We start from the raw sequence: 16,474 nt of genomic DNA, 5'->3' as shown, positions 1-16,474 counted from the left end.
GCTCAGCCCTTGCGCAGCACCGCCAGGAACATCGCGTCGGTGCCGTGCCGCTGCGGCCAGAGCTGCACCGTCGGCCCGTCCCCGAGCCCCGGCATACCAGCGGGCAGCAGCGACCGGGCATCGACGAAGTCGACCGGGAACCCGGCCCGGCGGGACGCCTCGGTCACCGTCACGTGCGTCTCCACCGTGTGCGGCGAGCAGGTCACATAGGCGACCAGCCCGCCCGGACGGACCGCGCGCAGCGCCGCGGCGAGCAGTTCCCGCTGCAGGCGGGTCAGCGGCGGCAGGTCCGACGGCTGCCGGCGCCAGCGGGACTCGGGCCGCCGGCGCAACGAACCGAGCCCGGTGCACGGGGCGTCGACCAACACCCGGTCGAAGTGGCCCTCCGGCAACTTCGGATCCGAGCCGACCGTCCGCCCGTCGGTGTTCAGCACGGTCACCGGCAGACCCCGGGTGGCCTGCGCGACCAGCCGGGCCCGGTGCTCGGCCACCTCCACCGCGGTGAGCCGGGCGCCGCGCTGCGCGGCGAGGGCGCCGAGCAGGCCGGCCTTGCCACCGGGCCCGGCGCACAGGTCCAGCCAGCGCCCGTCCGGGCCGTCCAGCGGCGCCACCGCGAGGGCGTTCGCCACCAGCTGGGAACCCTCGTCCTGGACGTGCGCGCGCCCCTCGGCCACCGCCGGCAACTCCCCCGGCGCCCCACCGGGCAGATAGACGGCGTACGGCGAGAAGGCGCCGGGCGCCCCGCCGACCTCGTCGGCCAACTCGACCGGGTCGGCCAGGCCCGGCCGGGCGCACAGGTGCACCGGCGGGCGCTCGTTGTCCTCGATGAGCAGCCGCGCCGTCTCCCCCAGGTCACCGCCGAGCGCCTCGGCGAACGCCCGGACGATCCACTGCGGATGGCTGTACGCCAGCGCCAGGTGGCCGATCGGGTCCGTCTGCTCCGACGGGGCCAGCTTCGCCACCCAGCCGTCGACGTCGCGGGTGGCCATCTCACGGAGCACCGCGTTGGCGAAGCCGGTGGCGCCCGGGCCGACCGCCCGGACCAGGTCCACGGTCGAGGAGACCGCCGCGTGCGCCGGAACCCGAGTGTGCAGCAGCTGGTACGCCCCGAGCCGCAGCGCGTCCCGCACCGGCGGATCGATCCGCTGCACGTCCCGGCCGGCGGCGTCGGTGATGATCGCGTCCAGGGTGCCGGTGTGCCGCAGCGTGCCGTAGGTCAGCTCGGTGGCGAACGCCGCGTCCCGGCCGGTCAGCCCCTCGTCGCGCAGCATGGCCGGCAGCACCAGGTTGGCGTACGCGTCGTCCCGGTGCACCGCCGCGATCGCCTGGTACGCCACGTGCCGCGGCAGGTCGACGGCCGGTCGGCCGGGGCGGCGGCCGGCCCGCCGGTCGGCGCCGAAGCGCCCCTCGCGCGGCCGGGCCGGGCGCTCGGCCCGCTCGCCGCCGACCGGCCGGCGGCCTTCCCGGGACCGCTCGGGACCGGCGTACCGCCCGTCGCCGCGCCCACCGCCGGAGCGGCCGGCGTCGTCGGACGCGGACCGCGGACCGCGCTCGCCCCCGGCAGCGCGGTCGCCGTCGCGGGGTCGTCCCGCGCGGTCTCCGGCGGACGGCCGGGCCGACCCGCCGCGCGGACCGGCGGCGGAGAAGCGCTCCTCGCGGGGCTCCGACGGCCCCGTCACGCGAACTCCTCGCCGGCGGCGACCCGGGCGCCGCGCGCCCAGTCGCTCGCCGACATGGCCTTCTTGCCGGCCGCCCGCACCTCGCCGAGCCGCACCGGCACGGTGGCCGTGCCGGCGAGGACTCGGGACTTCTCGACCAGCAGCTCGCCCGGCTTCAGCTCCGGGCCGTCGGCCACCGGGGTGGCCGGGCCGAGCTTCACCCGGTCGCCGCGGAACGTGGTCCACGGGCCGGGGGCCGGGGTGCAGGCCCGGATCCGCCGGTCCACGGCGAACGCCGGATCGGTCCAGCGGACCCGGGCGTCCTCGACGGTCAGCTTTGGCGCCAGGGACACCCCGTCGGCTGGCTGCGGCTCGGCCCGGGCGGTGCCCTCCTCGATCGCGTCGAGGACGGCCACCAGCAGGCCCGCGCCCGCGTGGGCGAGCCGCTCCAGCAGGTCACCGGAGGTGTCGGTGGCGCGGATCTCGTCGGTGAGCGTGCCGTACACCGGGCCGGTGTCCAGCCCCGCTTCCAGCTGGAAGACGCTGGCGCCGGTCACCTCGTCGCCGTGCAGCACCGCGTGCTGCACGGGGGCCGCGCCGCGCCAGGCGGGCAGCAGCGAGAAGTGCAGGTTGATCCAGCCGGCCCGGGGGATCTCCAGCGCCACCGGCGGCACCAGCGCGCCGTACGCGACCACCGGCACGCAGTCCGGGGCCAGCTCACGGAGCCGGTCCAGGAACTCGGGCTCGCGCGGTCTCGCCGGGGTGAGCACCTCGACGCCGTGCGCGTCGGCCCAGGCGCCGACCGGCGAACGGACCAGGCCCCGGCCGCGCCCGGCGGGGGCGTCGGGACGGGTCACCACGGCCAGCAGCTCGTGGCGGGACGCGGCGATGGCGTCCAGGGCGGGGACGGCGACGGCCGGCGTGCCGGCGAAGATCAGGCGCACCCGGTCACCGCCCCAGACCGAACGGGTTGCCGGCCGCGTGCGGGCTCAGCTTGACGGTCGGCGGGGTGGCCGGGTCGTACCAGTCGGCCTGGCGGATCGCCTTCATGGCCGCCTTCCGGCCGGCCGGGTCGAGGCGGTCGACGAAGAGCACCCCGTCGAGGTGGTCGGTCTCGTGCTGCACGCACCGGGCCATCAGGCCGGTGCCGACGATCTGCAGCGGGTCCCCGTAGCCGTTGAAACCCTTGGCGATGACGTTCTGCCGGCGCTTGGTGTCGAAGTAGAGCCCCGGGATGGACAGGCAGCCCTCCGGGCCGTCCTGCTCCTCCTCGTCGGGGAACTCCAGCACCGGGTTGACCAGGTGCCCGAGGACGTCGTCGACGTCGAAGGTGAACACCCGCAGGCCCACCCCGAGCTGCGGCGCGGCCAGGCCGGCACCGCTCTGCTCGCGCATCGTGTCGGTCAGATCGGCGATCAGCTTGCGCAGCTCGGCGTCGAAGTCGACCACCGGGTCGGCCGGCGTGCGCAGCACCGGATCCCCGAACAGACGGATGGGCTGAACGGTCACGCGGAGTGGCTCCTTGTCTGAAACGAGTGGTGCCGCACCAGTCTACGGAGTCGCCACCGGCGCCCCGGCCGGCGTACCGCGATCGGTGCGCGGCGACACGTCGCCCTCCGTGACGGCGTCACCGAGGGCCACGGGCGGGTCGCGTGGCCGCGCAGGGTGAGCCGGACCCGGCGCTCGGGCGACCCGGCCAGGCTCAGGCGCCGGCGCCCGGCTCCCCGGCCAGCACCGCGTCCCCGCCGAGCAGGGCGTGCTCGGGCAGCGGCAGCGCGATGCCGTGGGCGGCCGCCCAGTCGTGGATCAGGCTGGGGTTGACCTGGGCGGCGAAGTAGTCGACCGCGCTCATCCCGCCGACGACCGGCTCGTCCACCTCGGCGACCAGCCGGGCGGGCACCAGCGGGAAGCCGCTCTGCAGGGCGGCGCTGAGCCGGCGGTGCCCGTCGACCACGAAGAAGTACTCCCCCGTGTAGCCGATGGTCAGCGGTTCCAGCGCCTCGTCGCCGGCCACGGCCACGTCACCGACGAACTCCGAGTCCCAGAGGCCCCGCAGGGTGGCGATGTCCTCGGTCGGGTAGACCCGGGCCGGGTCGAGCAGCAGCAGCGGGGGGGCCTCGCGCAGCAGGTCCTCGCCAAGCCGTCCCTCGTACACGTCGATGACGTGCTGGATCACCTGCTCGGGGGTGGCCCGGGTGGTGTCGCAGATCACGTCGTAGTTGCGCAGCCGGGCCTTGTCGACGCCGTACCGGACCAGGAACCGGCCGCGCTCGCTCTCGCTGCGCTCCCGGAGCTTGGCCCGCGCCTCCGCCAGCGAGGTGTAGCTCTCGGCCGGGCCGGACGGGCGGGCCAGCACCCGCCGGGCCGCCTCGCTCGGCTCGGTGATCATGTGCACCTTGAGCGCGTCGGTGAAGAAGTGCCAGGCCAGCCGGGAGTCCATCACCAGGCTCTCGCCGGAGGCGGCGATGTCCCGCTGGAGCTGGTCGACGTATCCGTCGACGGCCTGGTCCAGCTCGGCGTGCAGGTTGAGCTGGAGCGCGGTCATCTGGCGCTCCTGGGCCATCTGCCGGTAGAGGTCGCCGACGCTGACCCGGCGCAGCCCCAGTCGCTTGGCGATCTCGACGGAGACGGTGCTCTTGCCGCTGCCGAGGTCACCGTTGAAGACGATCGACTGACGAACGGTCACGACTGGTCCACCCCTGATCGCCGGCTGATTGACATCATCGATTTGGCGCCTCGACCGCTCCAGCGCGGCACGGCTGACGCCGCACCCCGACCTGGCGCAGTCGTCCGGCCACCCCAGCTTCGCGCGGCTGGCGCCGCGTCGCGACCTGGAGCAGTCGTACGCCCGGGCATGACGGGCGATGCTACCACTCAGTCTCTACCCATTTGCCGCACGAGGTGTGCGACAAGGCCCTGGTCAACACCGTCGGCGACGAATCCGGTGCGCGACGTCACCCGGCGGCCGGGGTCAGAAGAGGCTGAGCGGGTCGACCTGGAGGCGGACCGGATCGACCGCCTTGCGGGCGCTGCGTTGCCCGGCGGCCGCGTGCAGCGCCTCGGCCAACGCGGCTGCCCGGGCCCGGGGCACCCGGACCAGCATCCGCTCCCGCCCCTCGTCGGCGGGGACCGGGCCGAGCACCTCCGCCCCGTCCGGCAGCCGGGCCCCGGCGAGCAGGTCCGCCACCGCGTCCGCCGCGCCGGTGACGCTGGCCATCCGTACCGCCGGCGGGAAACCCAGCTCACGGCGCTCGGCCAGTTCCCGGGCGGCGAACCAGGCCGCGTCCCAGCGCAGCAGCGCCTGCACCGGCGCCAGGGCGCCGTCGGCGACCACCACCACCCGGCCGCCCGCCGCGCCCGGCCGGGCCAGGGCGGCCGCGGCCTGCCAGCGGCGCAGCGCCTCCTCCCCGGCCCGCAGGTCGGCCCGGGTGAGCAGGGCCCACGAGTCGAGCAGCAGCACCGCGCCGTAGCCGCCCTCGGCGACCGGCTCCGCGCCAGGCGTGGCGATCACCAGGCCGGCCCCGCCCGGCACCGTGCTCAGCACCTCCTCCCGCCCCGAGGTGCGGACCGGCACCCCCGGGAAGGCACGCCCCAGCTCCTCGGCGGTCCGCCGGGCGCCGGTGACCGCGGCGCGCAGCCGCCGTCCACCGCACTCCGGGCAGGCGTACGCCGCGGCGACCCGGCCGCACCAGCGGCAGGCGGGCACCCCGTCGGCGGCCGGCAACGCGAGCGGGCCGGCGCAGTGCGCGCAGCGGGCCGGCGTACGGCAGTCGGCGCAGGCGACCGAGGGCAGATAGCCCCGGCGGGGCACCTGCACCAGCACCGGAAGGTCGGCGCGGAGCGCGTCCCGGGCGGTGGTCCAGGCCAGGCTGGGCAGCCGGGCGGAGGCCGCGCCGGGGTCCCGGGCCAGGTGCGGGTCGTCCCCGGCCGGCGCGATCGCCGGCATCCGGGCCCGTACGGTCGCCCGGTCGGCCACCACCTCGCGGGCCCACCCGGTCTCCACCAGCAGCTGGGCCTCGGCCGTACGTGCGTACCCGCCGACCAGCGCGGCCGCGCCGGCGAGCTGGGCCCGGGTGAGCAGCACCTCCCGGGCGTGCGGGTAGGGCGCCCGCGGCTCGGCGTGCAGGTCGTCGCCGTCGTCCCAGATCGCCACCAGGCCGAGCCGGTGGGCCGGGGCGAACATCGCCGCCCGGGTGCCGATCACCACGGGCACGTCGCCCCCCAGGGCGGCCAGGAAGGCCCGGTAGCGCCGGGCCGGGCCGAGCGCGGCGGAGAGGCAGACGTGCCGCCCCGGCCCGAGCAAGCCGGTCAGGGCGGCGTCGAGGCGGTCCAGGTCCCGGGCGTCGGCCACCACGACCACCGCGCCCCGGCCACCGACCACGGTGGCGGCGACCGCGTCGGCGTAGCGGGCCGCCCAGTCCTCCCCGGGCAGCGCGGACCAGACCGCGCGCGGCGCCCGCCCGTCGGCGAGCGCCCGCAGGAGGGCCAGCCCGGCCGGGTAGTCCCGCCACCCGCGCGGGCCGACCGCGCCCGGCGCGTGGTCCCCCACGGGAGCCGGTGCGTGGTCAACGCGGGGAGCCGGTGCGGCGGGCCCGCCGGGAGCCGGCGCGACATCCCCGGCGGGAGCCGCCGCGGCAGACCCGTCGGCGGCAGGCGCGGCGTCCCCGTCGGCGGCAGGCGCGGCAGACCCGTCGGCGGCAGGCGCGGCGTCCCCGTCGGCGGCAGGCGCGGCAGACCCGTCGGCGGCGGGCGCGGCAGACCCGTCGGCGGCGGGCGCGGCGGGCTCGGCGGCGGTGACGTCCTTCTCCACCCGCGCGTGCCGGGGTGGCACGGCGAGCCGGAGCACGTCGGCGAGGCTGCCCGCGTACCGGTCGGCGACCGCGCGGGCCAGTCGGGCCACCTCCGGCGCCAGCACCGGCACCGGGGAGACCACCTTCTCCAGGTACGCCAGCCGGGGGTGGTCGGACTCCGCCACCCGCTCCAGCAGCCAACCGTCGACGAGCTGGCCGGCGAAGCGCACCTTCACCCGCACCCCGGGAAGCGCCTGGGCGTCCAGCTCGGCGGGGACCAGGTAGTCGAAGGGCCGGTCGAGGTGGGCCAGGGGCAGGTCCACGCAGACGCGAGCGACCGGCGACCCGTCGGCGGGTCGCCGGTCGCTGCGCCTGGTCGCGGTCAGGCTCCCGCAGCCGACTTGAGGTCGGCGGCCCGGTCGGTACCCTCCCAGGTCAGATCCGGCAGCTCCCGGCCGAAGTGGCCGTACGCGGCGGTCTGCTGGTAGATCGGGCGGAGCAGGTTGAGGTCCCGGATGATCGCGGCCGGGCGCAGGTCGAACACCTCGGCGACGGCCTTCTCGATCGAGGCGACCGGCACGGTCTCGGTGCCGAAGGTCTCGATGAAGAGGCTGACCGGGTGCGCCTTGCCGATCGCGTACGCGACCTGCGCCTCGCAGCGCTCGGCGAGGCCGGCGGCCACCACGTTCTTGGCCACCCAACGCATCGCGTACGCGGCCGAGCGGTCCACCTTGGACGGGTCCTTGCCGGAGAAGGCGCCGCCACCGTGCCGGGCGTAGCCGCCGTAGGTGTCGACGATGATCTTGCGGCCGGTGAGGCCGGCGTCGCCCATCGGGCCACCGATCTCGAAGCGCCCGGTCGGGTTGACCAGCAGCCGGTAGCCCTCGGTGTCCAGGCCAAGGCCCTCCAGCTCGGGCGTGATCACGTGATCCCGGACGTCCGGGGTGAGCAGCGAGTCGAGCGAGATGTCCGCCGCGTGCTGGCTGGACACCACGACGGTGTCGAGCCGGACCGGCCGCAGCCCGTCGTACTCGATGGTCACCTGGGTCTTGCCGTCCGGCCGCAGGTACGGGATGGTGCCGTCCTTGCGCACGGCGGCGAGGCGGCGGGCGAGCCGGTGGGCGAGCGCGATCGGCAGCGGCATCAGCTCGGGCGTCTCCGAGCAGGCGAAGCCGAACATCATGCCCTGGTCGCCGGCGCCCTGCGCGTCGAGCGCGCTCTCCGACGAGCCGGTACGCAACTCGAACGCGTTGTCCACGCCCTGCGCGATGTCCGGCGACTGGGCGCCGATGGAGACGCTGACGCCGCAGGAGGCGCCGTCGAAGCCCTTCTTCGACGAGTCGTACCCGATCCCCAGGATGGTGTCCCGGACGATGGTCGGGATGTCCGCGTACGCCTTGGTGGTCACCTCACCGGCGACGTGGACCTGGCCCGTGGTGATCAGGGTCTCGACCGCGACCCGGCTGTGCGGGTCCTGGGCGAGCAGCGCGTCGAGAATGCCGTCACTGATCTGGTCGGCGATCTTGTCCGGGTGGCCTTCCGTGACCGATTCGGACGTGAAGAGACGTGTCACGGCACTCCTAAGCATGTGAAAACTCTTTGAAAAGGTCGCTCGGCGGCAGTTTAGTCACCGTCCTCCCAGGGTGACCCAAGGAATGCACGGTGACCAATCGTCAGGATTGCTCAATCAGCCGGGCGACCACGAGGTCCCAGACCGCGTCGGCCAGGTCCTCCTTGGGTTGCTCGGGCAACCGGTGCACCGCACCGTCCGACCCGATCACCGTGGCGGCGTTGGTCTCGGCGCCGAAGACCTTGTCCACGCCCACCTCGTTGATGACGATCAGGTCGGCCCGCTTGCGCGCGAGCTTGGCCCGGCCGTTGGCCTCGGCGTCGCCGGTCTCGGCGGCGAAGACGACGAGCACCTGCTCCGGCCGGCGACGCCGGCCCAGCTCCGCCGCGATGTCGGGGTTGGTGACCAGCTCGATGGTGGGCGCGCTGCCGTCGTCCGCCTTCTTGATCTTTCCGGGCGCGTACGTCGCCGGCCGGAAGTCGGCGGGGGCCGCCGCCATCACCACGGCGTCCGCGTCCGCGGCCGCCTCGAGGGTCGCCTTGCGCAACTCCTCGGTGGTGCCGACCCGGACCAGGTCCACGCCGGCCGGCTCGGCGAGCGCGACGTTGGCGGAGACCAGGGTGACCCGGGCGCCCCGGGCGACGGCGGCGCGGGCGAACGCGTACCCCTGCTTGCCCGAGGAGCGGTTGCCGAGGAAGCGGACCGGGTCGAGCGGCTCGCGGGTGCCGCCGGCGGTGACCACCACGTGCCGGCCGGCCAGGTCGGCCGGCGCGGCGACGCCCCGGGCGAGGGCCCGCCGGGCGACCGCGAAGATCTCCGCCGGGTCGGGCAGCCGGCCCTTGCCGGTGTCCTTGCCGGTGAGCCGGCCGACCGCCGGCTCGATCACCCGCACGCCCCGCGACCGCAGGGTCGCCACGTTGGCGACAGTGGCCGGATGCTCCCACATCTCGGTGTGCATGGCCGGGGCGAGCACCACCGGGCAGCGGGCGGTCAGCAGGGTGTTGGTGAGCAGGTCATCGGCGAGGCCGTGGGCGGCCTTGGCGAGCAGGTCGGCGGTCGCGGGAGCCACCACGACCAGGTCGGCGTGCTGGCCGAGCCGCACGTGCGGCACCTCGTGCACGTCCGACCAGACGTCGTCGGCGACGGGTTGGCCGGAGAGCGCGGCCCAGGTCGGCGCACCGACGAACCGGAGCGCCGACGCGGTCGGCACGACGCGGACCCGGTGACCCGACTCGGTGAAGAGCCGGAGCAGCTCACAGGCCTTGTAGGCGGCGATGCCGCCGCCGACCCCGAGGACGATCTCGGCGGACATCGACGCGGGCGGGTATTACGGCTGGTCGGTCGGCTCGGCGGTGAGCAGACCCGCGTTGATCTCGCGCATGGCGATGGAGAGCGGCTTCTCCTGGGGGGTGGTCTCCACGAGCGGACCGACGTACTCCAGCAGGCCCTCACCGAGCTGGCTGTAGTAGGCGTTGACCTGGCGCGCGCGCTTGGCGGCGAAGATCACCAGCGCGTACTTCGAGGTCGTCTTCTCGAGGAGCTCGTCGATCGGCGGGTTGGTGATGCCCTCGGGGTTGGTGGCGATGGATCCCACGAATAAACCTCTGCGTCTTGTGCACCGCCCGGAGGCGGTGGCCTCTCAACCGCTCAGGCGCGGTCGGGCCGGAGCCAGGAAGGAAGAACCGAGCAAGCCTACCAGCTCCTCCGCCGCACGCTCGGTCCGGTCGTGCCGCACGGCGTGTGTGAAGGCGGCCGCGACGGCCGGGTCCGGCCGGTGTCCGGGCGGGGCGAGGAGCACCAGCTGCGGGTCCGGCACGGCGGCCCGGACGGCGAGCGCGCCGGGCAGGTCCAGCGGGAGCAGCACCGGCCGACCCTCGGCGAGCCGGGACCGGACGGGCTCGCGTGGCACGCCCCGCCGATACGGCCCCATCCGGCTCCACTCCAGCAGCCCGTCGGCGGCGATCAGCCGGTCGAAACCGGCCGGGTCGAGGAAGAGCCGGTCGACGCCGTCCACCTCGCCGGGGCACGGCGGTCGGGTGGTGGCGACCACCGGCACCCACACCAACGGAAAGCGCGCCCGGACCTGCTCGACGACACTGCGCCGGCCGGCCCCTGAAGGGCCGGCCAGGACAGTGAGCCGAGCCGCCGGGCGCGCCTCGTCATCCGTGCTCACCGCTTGTTTCTACACGGCGGGCGGTCAGTTCGCGGCGAACTCTCCAAGCAGAGCCTTGCGCTGCTGCTCGCCCAGGCCGCGCAGGCGACGGCTGTCGGCGATCTTGAGCTTCTCCATGATCTGGGTGGCCCGGATCTTGCCGATGCCCGGCATCGCCTGGAGGACGGCCGACACCTTCAGCTTGCCGACGACGTCGTCAGACTCGGCCTGCTCGAGGACGGTGGCAAGGCTGGTCTTGCCCTGCTTGAGGTCCTCCTTCAGCTTGGCACGGGCCTTGCGGATCTCCGCGGCCTTCTCCAGCGCGGCAGCGCGCTGCTCGGGGGTCAGTGACGGGAGCGGCACCAGTTCTCCTCAGGTCCCTAGCGCGACGGGCGGAGCGCACCGTCGCTTCTGTGAAACGTGGTGTCGCTGGCAACCAAAGGGGTCCGTGGTTCCCAGCGCGGGGAAAACTAGCGGTCAACGGAGTTTTCGGCAACGTGGGCGCGCGAAGATCAACGTAAAGTGACCGAGCCGTCAGTCAGTCACGAGGTGGCCAGCGCCGTCCGGCACTGCGCCAGCACCCGCTCGGCGGCGGCCCGCAGGGCGGCCACGTCGGGCCCGGCGTGCAGCACCTCGCGGGAGTACGACGGCAGCACCGAGGGCAGGCTGGAGCCGAAGACGGTGCGCAGGTCGGCCGCGGTGGCACCCTGCGCGCCGAGCCCCGGGGCGAGCAGCGGACCGTGCACGGCGGAGAGGTCGTGGCCGGTCTCGCCGATCGTCGCGCCGACCACCAGCCCGAGGCTGCCGAGCGGCTCGGCACCCCGGTTGAGCTGGGAAATCTCGTCGATCACGGTCTGCGCCACGGTCCGCCCATCGGCCCCGACGGCCCGCTGCACGGCGGCGCCCTCCGGGTTCGAAGTGAGCGCCAGGACGAAGACGCCGCCACCGTGCGCGGCGGCCAGTTCGAACATCGGCGCGAGCGAACCTACTCCCAGGTAGGGGCTCGCCGTCACCGCATCGACATACATCGGGCTGGATGGATCGAGGTACGCCGCGGCGTACGCGCTGACCGTCGAACCGATGTCGCCACGCTTGACGTCGAGGAGAACGAGCGCGCCGGCTTCACGCAACTGTCGGATAGTTGACTCAAGGACCGCGATTCCTCGCGACCCGAAGCGCTCGAAGAAGGCCGACTGCGGCTTGACGACCGCCACCCGGTCACCGATCGCCTCCACCACCGTCCGGCTGAACCGGTCGAGGCCCTCGACGTCGTCAGACAGCCCCCAGCGGGCCAACAGTCCGGGATGGGGGTCGATACCCACGCAGAGCGGTCCCCGCTCCGCCACGGCCCGGTACAGGCGGGCGCCGAAGGTCTCCATCGCGTCTCTTCCTCTCCGTCACGCGGCCTCGCGCCGCGGCATGCCTGGGTCATCCTGTCGCCGCCGGGGGCCGGCTCAGCCCGCCTTGGCCGCCGCCTCGACACCGGCCGCGATCCGCGCCACGTCCGCGTCGTCGGTGACGTACGGCGGCATGGTGTAGACGAGGTCCCGGAACGGGCGCAGCCACACGCCCTGCGCCGCCGCGGCGGCGGTCGCCCGGGGGATGTCCACCTCGTGGTCGAGCTGGACCACGCCGATCGCGCCGAGCACCCGGACGTCGGCCACGCCCGGTGCGTCGCGCAGCGGCGCCAGGCCGGCCCGCAGCCCCGCGGAGATCCTCGCCACCTGCCCGGCCCAGTCCCCGGCCGCCAGCAGGCCCAGGGAGGCGTTGGCGACCGCGCAGGCGAGCGGGTTGCCCATGAAGGTCGGGCCGTGCGCCAGCACCCCGTCGGCCGAGATGCCGCGGGCCACCTCGGGCGTGCAGAGCGCCGCGGCCAGGGTGAGGTAGCCGCCGGTGAGCGCCTTGCCGACGCAGAGCACGTCCGGGGCGACCCCGGCGTGCTCGGCGGCGAACATCGTCCCGGTCCGGCCGAAGCCGGTGGCGATCTCGTCGAAGACCAGCAGGATGCCGTGCGCCCGGGTCACCTCGCGCAGCACCCGCAGGTAGTGCGGGTGGTGGAACCGCATCCCGCCGGCACCCTGGACCACCGGCTCCACGATCACCGCGGCGAGTTCGTCGGCGTGCCGTTCCACGGCGTCGACCAGGGCCGCCTCGTACGCCGGGTCCGGCGGGGTGTCGAAGCCGCCGGGCGGCACCGGCGCGAACACCTGCCGGGGCAGCACGTCCCCCCAGAGGTGGTGCATGCCGCCCTCCGGGTCGCAGACGCTCATCGGGTGGAACGTGTCGCCGTGGTAGCCGCCCCGCCAGGTGCCCAGCCGGCGGCGCTGCGGCCGCCCGGTGGCCCGCTGCCACTGGAGGCACATCTTCACCGCCACCTCGACGCTGACCGAGCCGGAGTCGGCCAGGAAGACGTGCTCCAGGCCCTCCGGGGCCAGCTCGACCAGGGTCCGCGCGAGGCGTACCGCGGGCTCGTGGGTGAGGCCGCCGAACATCACGTGGCTCATCCGGCCGAGCTGGTCGGTGACCGCGGCGTCCAGCACCGGGTGCCGGTAGCCGTGGATCGCCGCCCACCAGGACGACATCCCGTCCACCAGCTCCCGCCCGTCGGCCAGCCGCAGCCGTACGCCCTGGGCGCTCTCCACCAGGTAGGGCGGGCTGGCCGGCGGCAGCGCGGCGTACGGGTGCCAGACGTGCCGGCGGTCGGCGGCGAGGATCTCCTCGGGCGTCATCGGCTCTCCTTCGTCTCCGCGCGGCCGGGCCGCGCACCGGGCCGGGCGGATTCCGCCCGGCCCTCGCCTCACCGGTGGCCGGCGGGCACGGGCGCCCGCCCGACGGTCCGGTTCTCCGCCGACGTCATGGGGCTGCCGGTGCTGCCCGGGCGACAGACCGGACCAGGGCCGGACCCCGGTAGATGAAGCCGGTGTAGAGCTGGACCAGGCTCGCGCCGGCGTCGAACATCCGGGTGGCGTCGTCCGGGTCGAGGATGCCGCCGACGCCGATCACCGGCAGCCGGCCGCCGGTCTCCCGGTGCACGAAGGCGACCACCTCCCGGGCCCGCCCGGCCAGCGGACGGCCGGACAGGCCACCGGTCTGCGCGCCCCGCGCCCGGTCGGCCGGGGCAAGCCCGTCGCGGGCGAGGGTGGTGTTGGTGGCGATCACCCCGGCCGCGCCCCGGTCGAGGCAGACCTCCAGCAGCTCAGCGACGGCCGGCTCGGTCAGGTCGGGGGCGATCTTCACGAGCACCGGCTTCTCCCCCACCAGGGCCGCCAGCAGCGCGTCCAGGTGGGACCGGTCCTGAAGGGACCGCAGGCCCGGGGTGTTCGGCGAGGACACGTTGACCGCGAAGTAGTCGCCGTGCCCCTGCAGCGCCCGGTAGGACGCCAGGTAGTCCTCGACGGCCTCGTCCAGCGGGGTCACCTTGGACTTCCCGAGCGAGATCCCCAGGGGTACGCCGATCGGGCGCGGCAGCGCCGCCAGCCGGGCCGCGAGGGCCTCGGCGCCGGCGTTGTTGAAGCCCATCCGGTTGACCACCGCCTCGCTGTCCCGCAGCCGGAACAGCCGGGGCCGGGGGTTGCCCGGCTGGGCGTGCGCGGTGACCGTGCCGACCTCGACGAAGCCGAAGCCGAGCGCCGGCCAGGCCGGCAGCGCGACGCCGTTCTTGTCCATCCCGGCCGCCAGCCCGACCGGGTTCGGGAAGTCCACCCCGAACACGGTGCGCGGCGCGGACCGGAGGTATCGCGCCCGCAGCGCCGCCAGCACGGCCGGCCGCCGGGACACCGAGGCCAGCCGGGCGAGGGTCCACTCGTGCGCCGCCTCCGCGTCCCCACCCCCGATCCGGAACAACCGCGGCCGCACCACCCGCTCAAAGATCACGCCCGACCTCCCCGCCCCGGGTCCCGTCGATCATGAGGCTGACGGCGATGTCGATCTCCTCGACCGCCGCCAACCTCATGATCAACGCGTGGGTGCCGGCGGTCACTCCCCGGCTCGCAGGGCGGCGTGGAGTTCCTGGAGGGGGCGGACGCGCATGTCGCCACGGATCCTCGCCTCAATGCCCATGACGGCGGCAGCCGCGCCGGGGACCGTGGTGATGCAGGGGATGTCCGCGGTCACCGCAGCGCTGCGGATCTCGTACCCGTCGGAGCGGGCGCTCGCGCCCGAGCCCTGCGGGGTGTTCACCACCAGGGCCACGTCGCCGCCGAGGATGAGCGACACGGCGTCCTCGCCCTCGCCGGCCTCGTAGTGCTTGCGGATCTGCTCGCAGGCGATCCCGTGCCGGCGCAGCACCTCGGCGGTGCCGGTGGTGGCGACGATCTCGAAGCCCAGGTCGGCCAGGCGCTTGATCGGGAAGATCATGCCGCGCTTGTCCCGGTTCGCCACCGAGACGAAGATCTTGCCAGCGGTCGGCAGCGACCCGTACGCGGCCGCCTGCGACTTGGCGAAGGCCTGGCCGAATCCGGTGTCGATGCCCATCACCTCGCCGGTGGACTTCATCTCCGGGCCGAGCAGCACGTCGATCCCCTTGCCGGCCGGCGTGCGGAACCGCTTGAACGGCAGCACCGCCTCCTTGACCGCGATCGGGGCGTCGGCTGGCATCGTGCCGCCGTCCCCGGTGGGCGGCAGCATCCCCTCCGCGCGCAGCTCGGCGATGGTGGCGCCGAGCGCGATCCGGGCCGCCGCCTTGGCCAGCGGCACCGCGGTCGCCTTGGAGACGAACGGGACCGTCCGGGACGCCCGCGGGTTCGCCTCCAGCACGTAGAGCATGTCGCCCTGCAGGGCGTACTGGACGTTGAGCAGGCCGCGCACGCCGACCCCGCGGGCGATCGCCTCGGTGTAGCGGCGTACCTGGGCCAGGTGGGAGCCGGCCAGGGTGATCGGCGGCAGCGCGCAGGACGAGTCGCCGGAGTGGATGCCGGCCTCCTCGATGTGCTCCATCACGCCGCCCAGGTAGACCTCGCCGTCGGCGTCGCAGAGCGCGTCCACGTCGATCTCGATGGCGTCGTCGAGGAAGCGGTCCACCAGCACCGGGTGGTCGGGCGAGATGTCGGTGGCCCGGCCGATGTAGTCGCGCAGGGTGGCGTCGTCGTAGACGATCTCCATGCCCCGCCCGCCGAGCACGTACGACGGGCGGACCAGCACCGGGTAGCCGATCTCGTCGGCGATCGCCTTCGCCTCGTCGTACGAGGTGGCCGTGCCGTGCGCCGGAGCCCGCAGCCCGGCCCGGGCCAGCACCAGCCCGAACGCGCCCCGCTCCTCGGCCAGGTGGATCGACTCCGGGGAGGTGCCGACCACCGGCACCCCGGCCTGCTTGAGCCGCCGGGCCAGCCCGAGCGGGGTCTGCCCGCCGAGCTGCACGATCACCCCGAAGACCCCCGGGCCGCCGGCCGCCTTGCCGGAGGAGTCCTCGGCGTGCCAGACCTCCAGCACGTCCTCGAAGGTCAGCGGCTCGAAGTAGAGCCGGTCCGCGGTGTCGTAGTCGGTGGAGACGGTCTCCGGGTTGCAGTTGACCATCACCGTCTCGTAGCCCACCTCCCGCAGGGCCATGACGGCGTGCACGCAGGAGTAGTCGAACTCGATGCCCTGCCCGATCCGGTTCGGCCCGGAGCCCAGGATGATCACCTTGGGCCGGTCCGAGGGCGCGACCTCGGTCTCCTGGTCGTACGTCGAGTAGTGGTAGGGCGTGGTCGCCTCGAACTCGGCGGCGCAGGTGTCCACGGTCTTGTAGACCGGGCGTACGCGCAGCCGGTGGCGCAGCGCGCGGACGCCGTCCTCGCCGGCCAGTTCGGGGCGGAGCGCGGCGAGCTGCCGGTCGGACAGGCCGGCCCGCTTGGCCCGGCGCAGCAGGTCGCCGTCGAGCACCGGGGCGTCGACGAGCTCGGCGCGCAGCTCGACCAGCGCCGCGACCTGGTCCAGGAACCACGGGTCCATCCCGCCGGACGCCTCGGCGACCTCCGCGATCGAGGCGCCGAGCCGCAGCGCCCGCTCCACCGTGTAGAGCCGGCCGTCGTGCGGCATACGCAGCGCGGCGAGGGTGTTCTCCCGGGTGGCGCCGGCCGGGTCCGGCCGGGTCCAGAATCCGCCGCCCTTGGTCTCCATCGAGCGCATCGCCTTGTTCAGCGCCTCGGTGAAGTTGCGGCCCAGGCTCATCGCCTCGCCCACCGACTTCATGGTGGTGGTCAGCTCCGGGTCCGCGCCGGGGAACTTCTCGAACGCGAACCGGGGGATCTTCACCACCACGTAGTCCAGGGTCGGCTCGAACGCCGCCGGGGTCTTCAGGGTGATGTCGTTGGGGATCTCGTCCAGG

At 74.7% G+C, this 16,474-nt stretch carries 15 protein-coding genes; 1 reads left to right on the top strand and 14 read right to left on the bottom strand.

Going from position 1 to position 16,474, the window contains the following annotated elements:
- Positions 1-2: 2 nt before the first annotated feature.
- From FXF52_RS20985 to FXF52_RS20970, 4 genes are all read right to left on the bottom strand, one after another.
- Positions 3-1,679, bottom strand: a complete 1,677-nt coding sequence (locus tag FXF52_RS20985) for an RsmB/NOP family class I SAM-dependent RNA methyltransferase (RefSeq protein ID WP_255472181.1) — start codon at positions 1,677-1,679, stop codon at positions 3-5.
- Entirely contained in the window at positions 1,676-2,602 is a 927-nt protein-coding gene (fmt, locus tag FXF52_RS20980; RefSeq protein ID WP_148799144.1) for a methionyl-tRNA formyltransferase, read from the bottom strand. The genes FXF52_RS20985 and fmt overlap by 4 nt, the downstream gene beginning before the upstream one ends.
- Before the next feature lie 4 nt (positions 2,603-2,606).
- On the bottom strand, positions 2,607-3,167 hold the full coding sequence (gene def, locus FXF52_RS20975) for a peptide deformylase (RefSeq protein WP_148799141.1): 561 nt from the start codon (positions 3,165-3,167) through the stop codon (positions 2,607-2,609).
- Between the two features lie 193 nt (positions 3,168-3,360).
- A complete protein-coding gene (locus tag FXF52_RS20970) occupies positions 3,361-4,344 on the bottom strand; it encodes an AAA family ATPase (protein WP_148799139.1) in 984 nt (327 codons plus the stop codon).
- 28 nt (positions 4,345-4,372) lie between these two features.
- On the opposite strand from FXF52_RS20970, the gene FXF52_RS41735 reads away from it, so the two are divergent.
- Complete coding sequence (locus FXF52_RS41735) at positions 4,373-4,516, top strand: hypothetical protein (RefSeq protein WP_187413609.1); 144 nt, start codon at positions 4,373-4,375, stop codon at positions 4,514-4,516.
- 113 nt (positions 4,517-4,629) lie between these two features.
- Here FXF52_RS41735 and FXF52_RS20965 read toward each other — a convergent pair whose 3' ends face one another.
- From FXF52_RS20965 to carB, 10 genes are all read right to left on the bottom strand, one after another.
- Positions 4,630-6,771: a primosomal protein N' gene (locus FXF52_RS20965; RefSeq protein WP_148799137.1), complete on the bottom strand. Its 2,142-nt coding sequence runs from the start codon at positions 6,769-6,771 to the stop codon at positions 4,630-4,632.
- Positions 6,772-6,830: 59 nt separating this feature from the next.
- The gene (gene metK, locus FXF52_RS20960) at positions 6,831-8,036 is read right to left on the bottom strand and encodes a methionine adenosyltransferase (RefSeq protein WP_148799135.1); all 1,206 of its coding nucleotides are present in this window, start codon (positions 8,034-8,036) and stop codon (positions 6,831-6,833) included.
- Between the two features lie 85 nt (positions 8,037-8,121).
- A complete protein-coding gene (gene coaBC, locus FXF52_RS20955; RefSeq protein ID WP_148799133.1) occupies positions 8,122-9,330 on the bottom strand; it encodes a bifunctional phosphopantothenoylcysteine decarboxylase/phosphopantothenate--cysteine ligase CoaBC in 1,209 nt (402 codons plus the stop codon).
- Positions 9,331-9,345: 15 nt separating this feature from the next.
- Positions 9,346-9,612, bottom strand: coding sequence for a DNA-directed RNA polymerase subunit omega (gene rpoZ / locus FXF52_RS20950; RefSeq protein ID WP_013285517.1), 267 nt, complete (start codon positions 9,610-9,612; stop codon positions 9,346-9,348).
- Between the two features lie 45 nt (positions 9,613-9,657).
- Positions 9,658-10,191 carry a guanylate kinase gene (locus FXF52_RS20945; protein ID WP_148799131.1) on the bottom strand — a complete coding sequence of 178 codons (534 nt, stop codon included), beginning with the start codon at positions 10,189-10,191 and terminating at the stop codon, positions 9,658-9,660.
- A gap of 24 nt (positions 10,192-10,215) precedes the next feature.
- Entirely contained in the window at positions 10,216-10,533 is a 318-nt protein-coding gene (gene mihF / locus FXF52_RS20940; RefSeq protein WP_046564635.1) for an integration host factor, actinobacterial type, read from the bottom strand.
- Positions 10,534-10,712: 179 nt separating this feature from the next.
- Positions 10,713-11,549: an orotidine-5'-phosphate decarboxylase gene (gene pyrF / locus FXF52_RS20935; protein ID WP_148799129.1), complete on the bottom strand. Its 837-nt coding sequence runs from the start codon at positions 11,547-11,549 to the stop codon at positions 10,713-10,715.
- A gap of 75 nt (positions 11,550-11,624) precedes the next feature.
- Positions 11,625-12,899: an adenosylmethionine--8-amino-7-oxononanoate transaminase gene (locus FXF52_RS20930; protein WP_148799127.1), complete on the bottom strand. Its 1,275-nt coding sequence runs from the start codon at positions 12,897-12,899 to the stop codon at positions 11,625-11,627.
- A 124-nt stretch (positions 12,900-13,023) separates the two neighbouring features.
- Positions 13,024-14,043 carry a quinone-dependent dihydroorotate dehydrogenase gene (locus FXF52_RS20925; RefSeq protein ID WP_148799125.1) on the bottom strand — a complete coding sequence of 340 codons (1,020 nt, stop codon included), beginning with the start codon at positions 14,041-14,043 and terminating at the stop codon, positions 13,024-13,026.
- A 102-nt stretch (positions 14,044-14,145) separates the two neighbouring features.
- On the bottom strand, positions 14,146-16,474 hold a 2,329-nt coding region (gene carB / locus FXF52_RS20920), incomplete at its 5' end, for a carbamoyl-phosphate synthase large subunit (protein WP_148799123.1).

It is taken from the genome of Micromonospora sp. MP36 (genome assembly GCF_008119785.1).
In the GTDB taxonomy this organism is placed as follows: Bacteria; Actinomycetota; Actinomycetes; order Mycobacteriales; family Micromonosporaceae; genus Micromonospora.
This window is presented reverse-complemented; position numbering and strand designations above follow the sequence as displayed.

What these genes read in the sequence shown, in the direction of transcription:
- FXF52_RS20930 (WP_148799127.1), bottom strand. Translation starts at nt 12,899, where the DNA reads ATGACGCCCGAGGAGATCCTCGCCGCCGACCGCCGGCACGTCTGGCAC.
- metK (WP_148799135.1), bottom strand. Translation starts at nt 8,036, where the DNA reads ATGCTTAGGAGTGCCGTGACACGTCTCTTCACGTCCGAATCGGTCACG.
- coaBC (WP_148799133.1), bottom strand. Translation starts at nt 9,330, where the DNA reads ATGTCCGCCGAGATCGTCCTCGGGGTCGGCGGCGGCATCGCCGCCTAC.
- pyrF (WP_148799129.1), bottom strand. Translation starts at nt 11,549, where the DNA reads ATGGAGACCTTCGGCGCCCGCCTGTACCGGGCCGTGGCGGAGCGGGGA.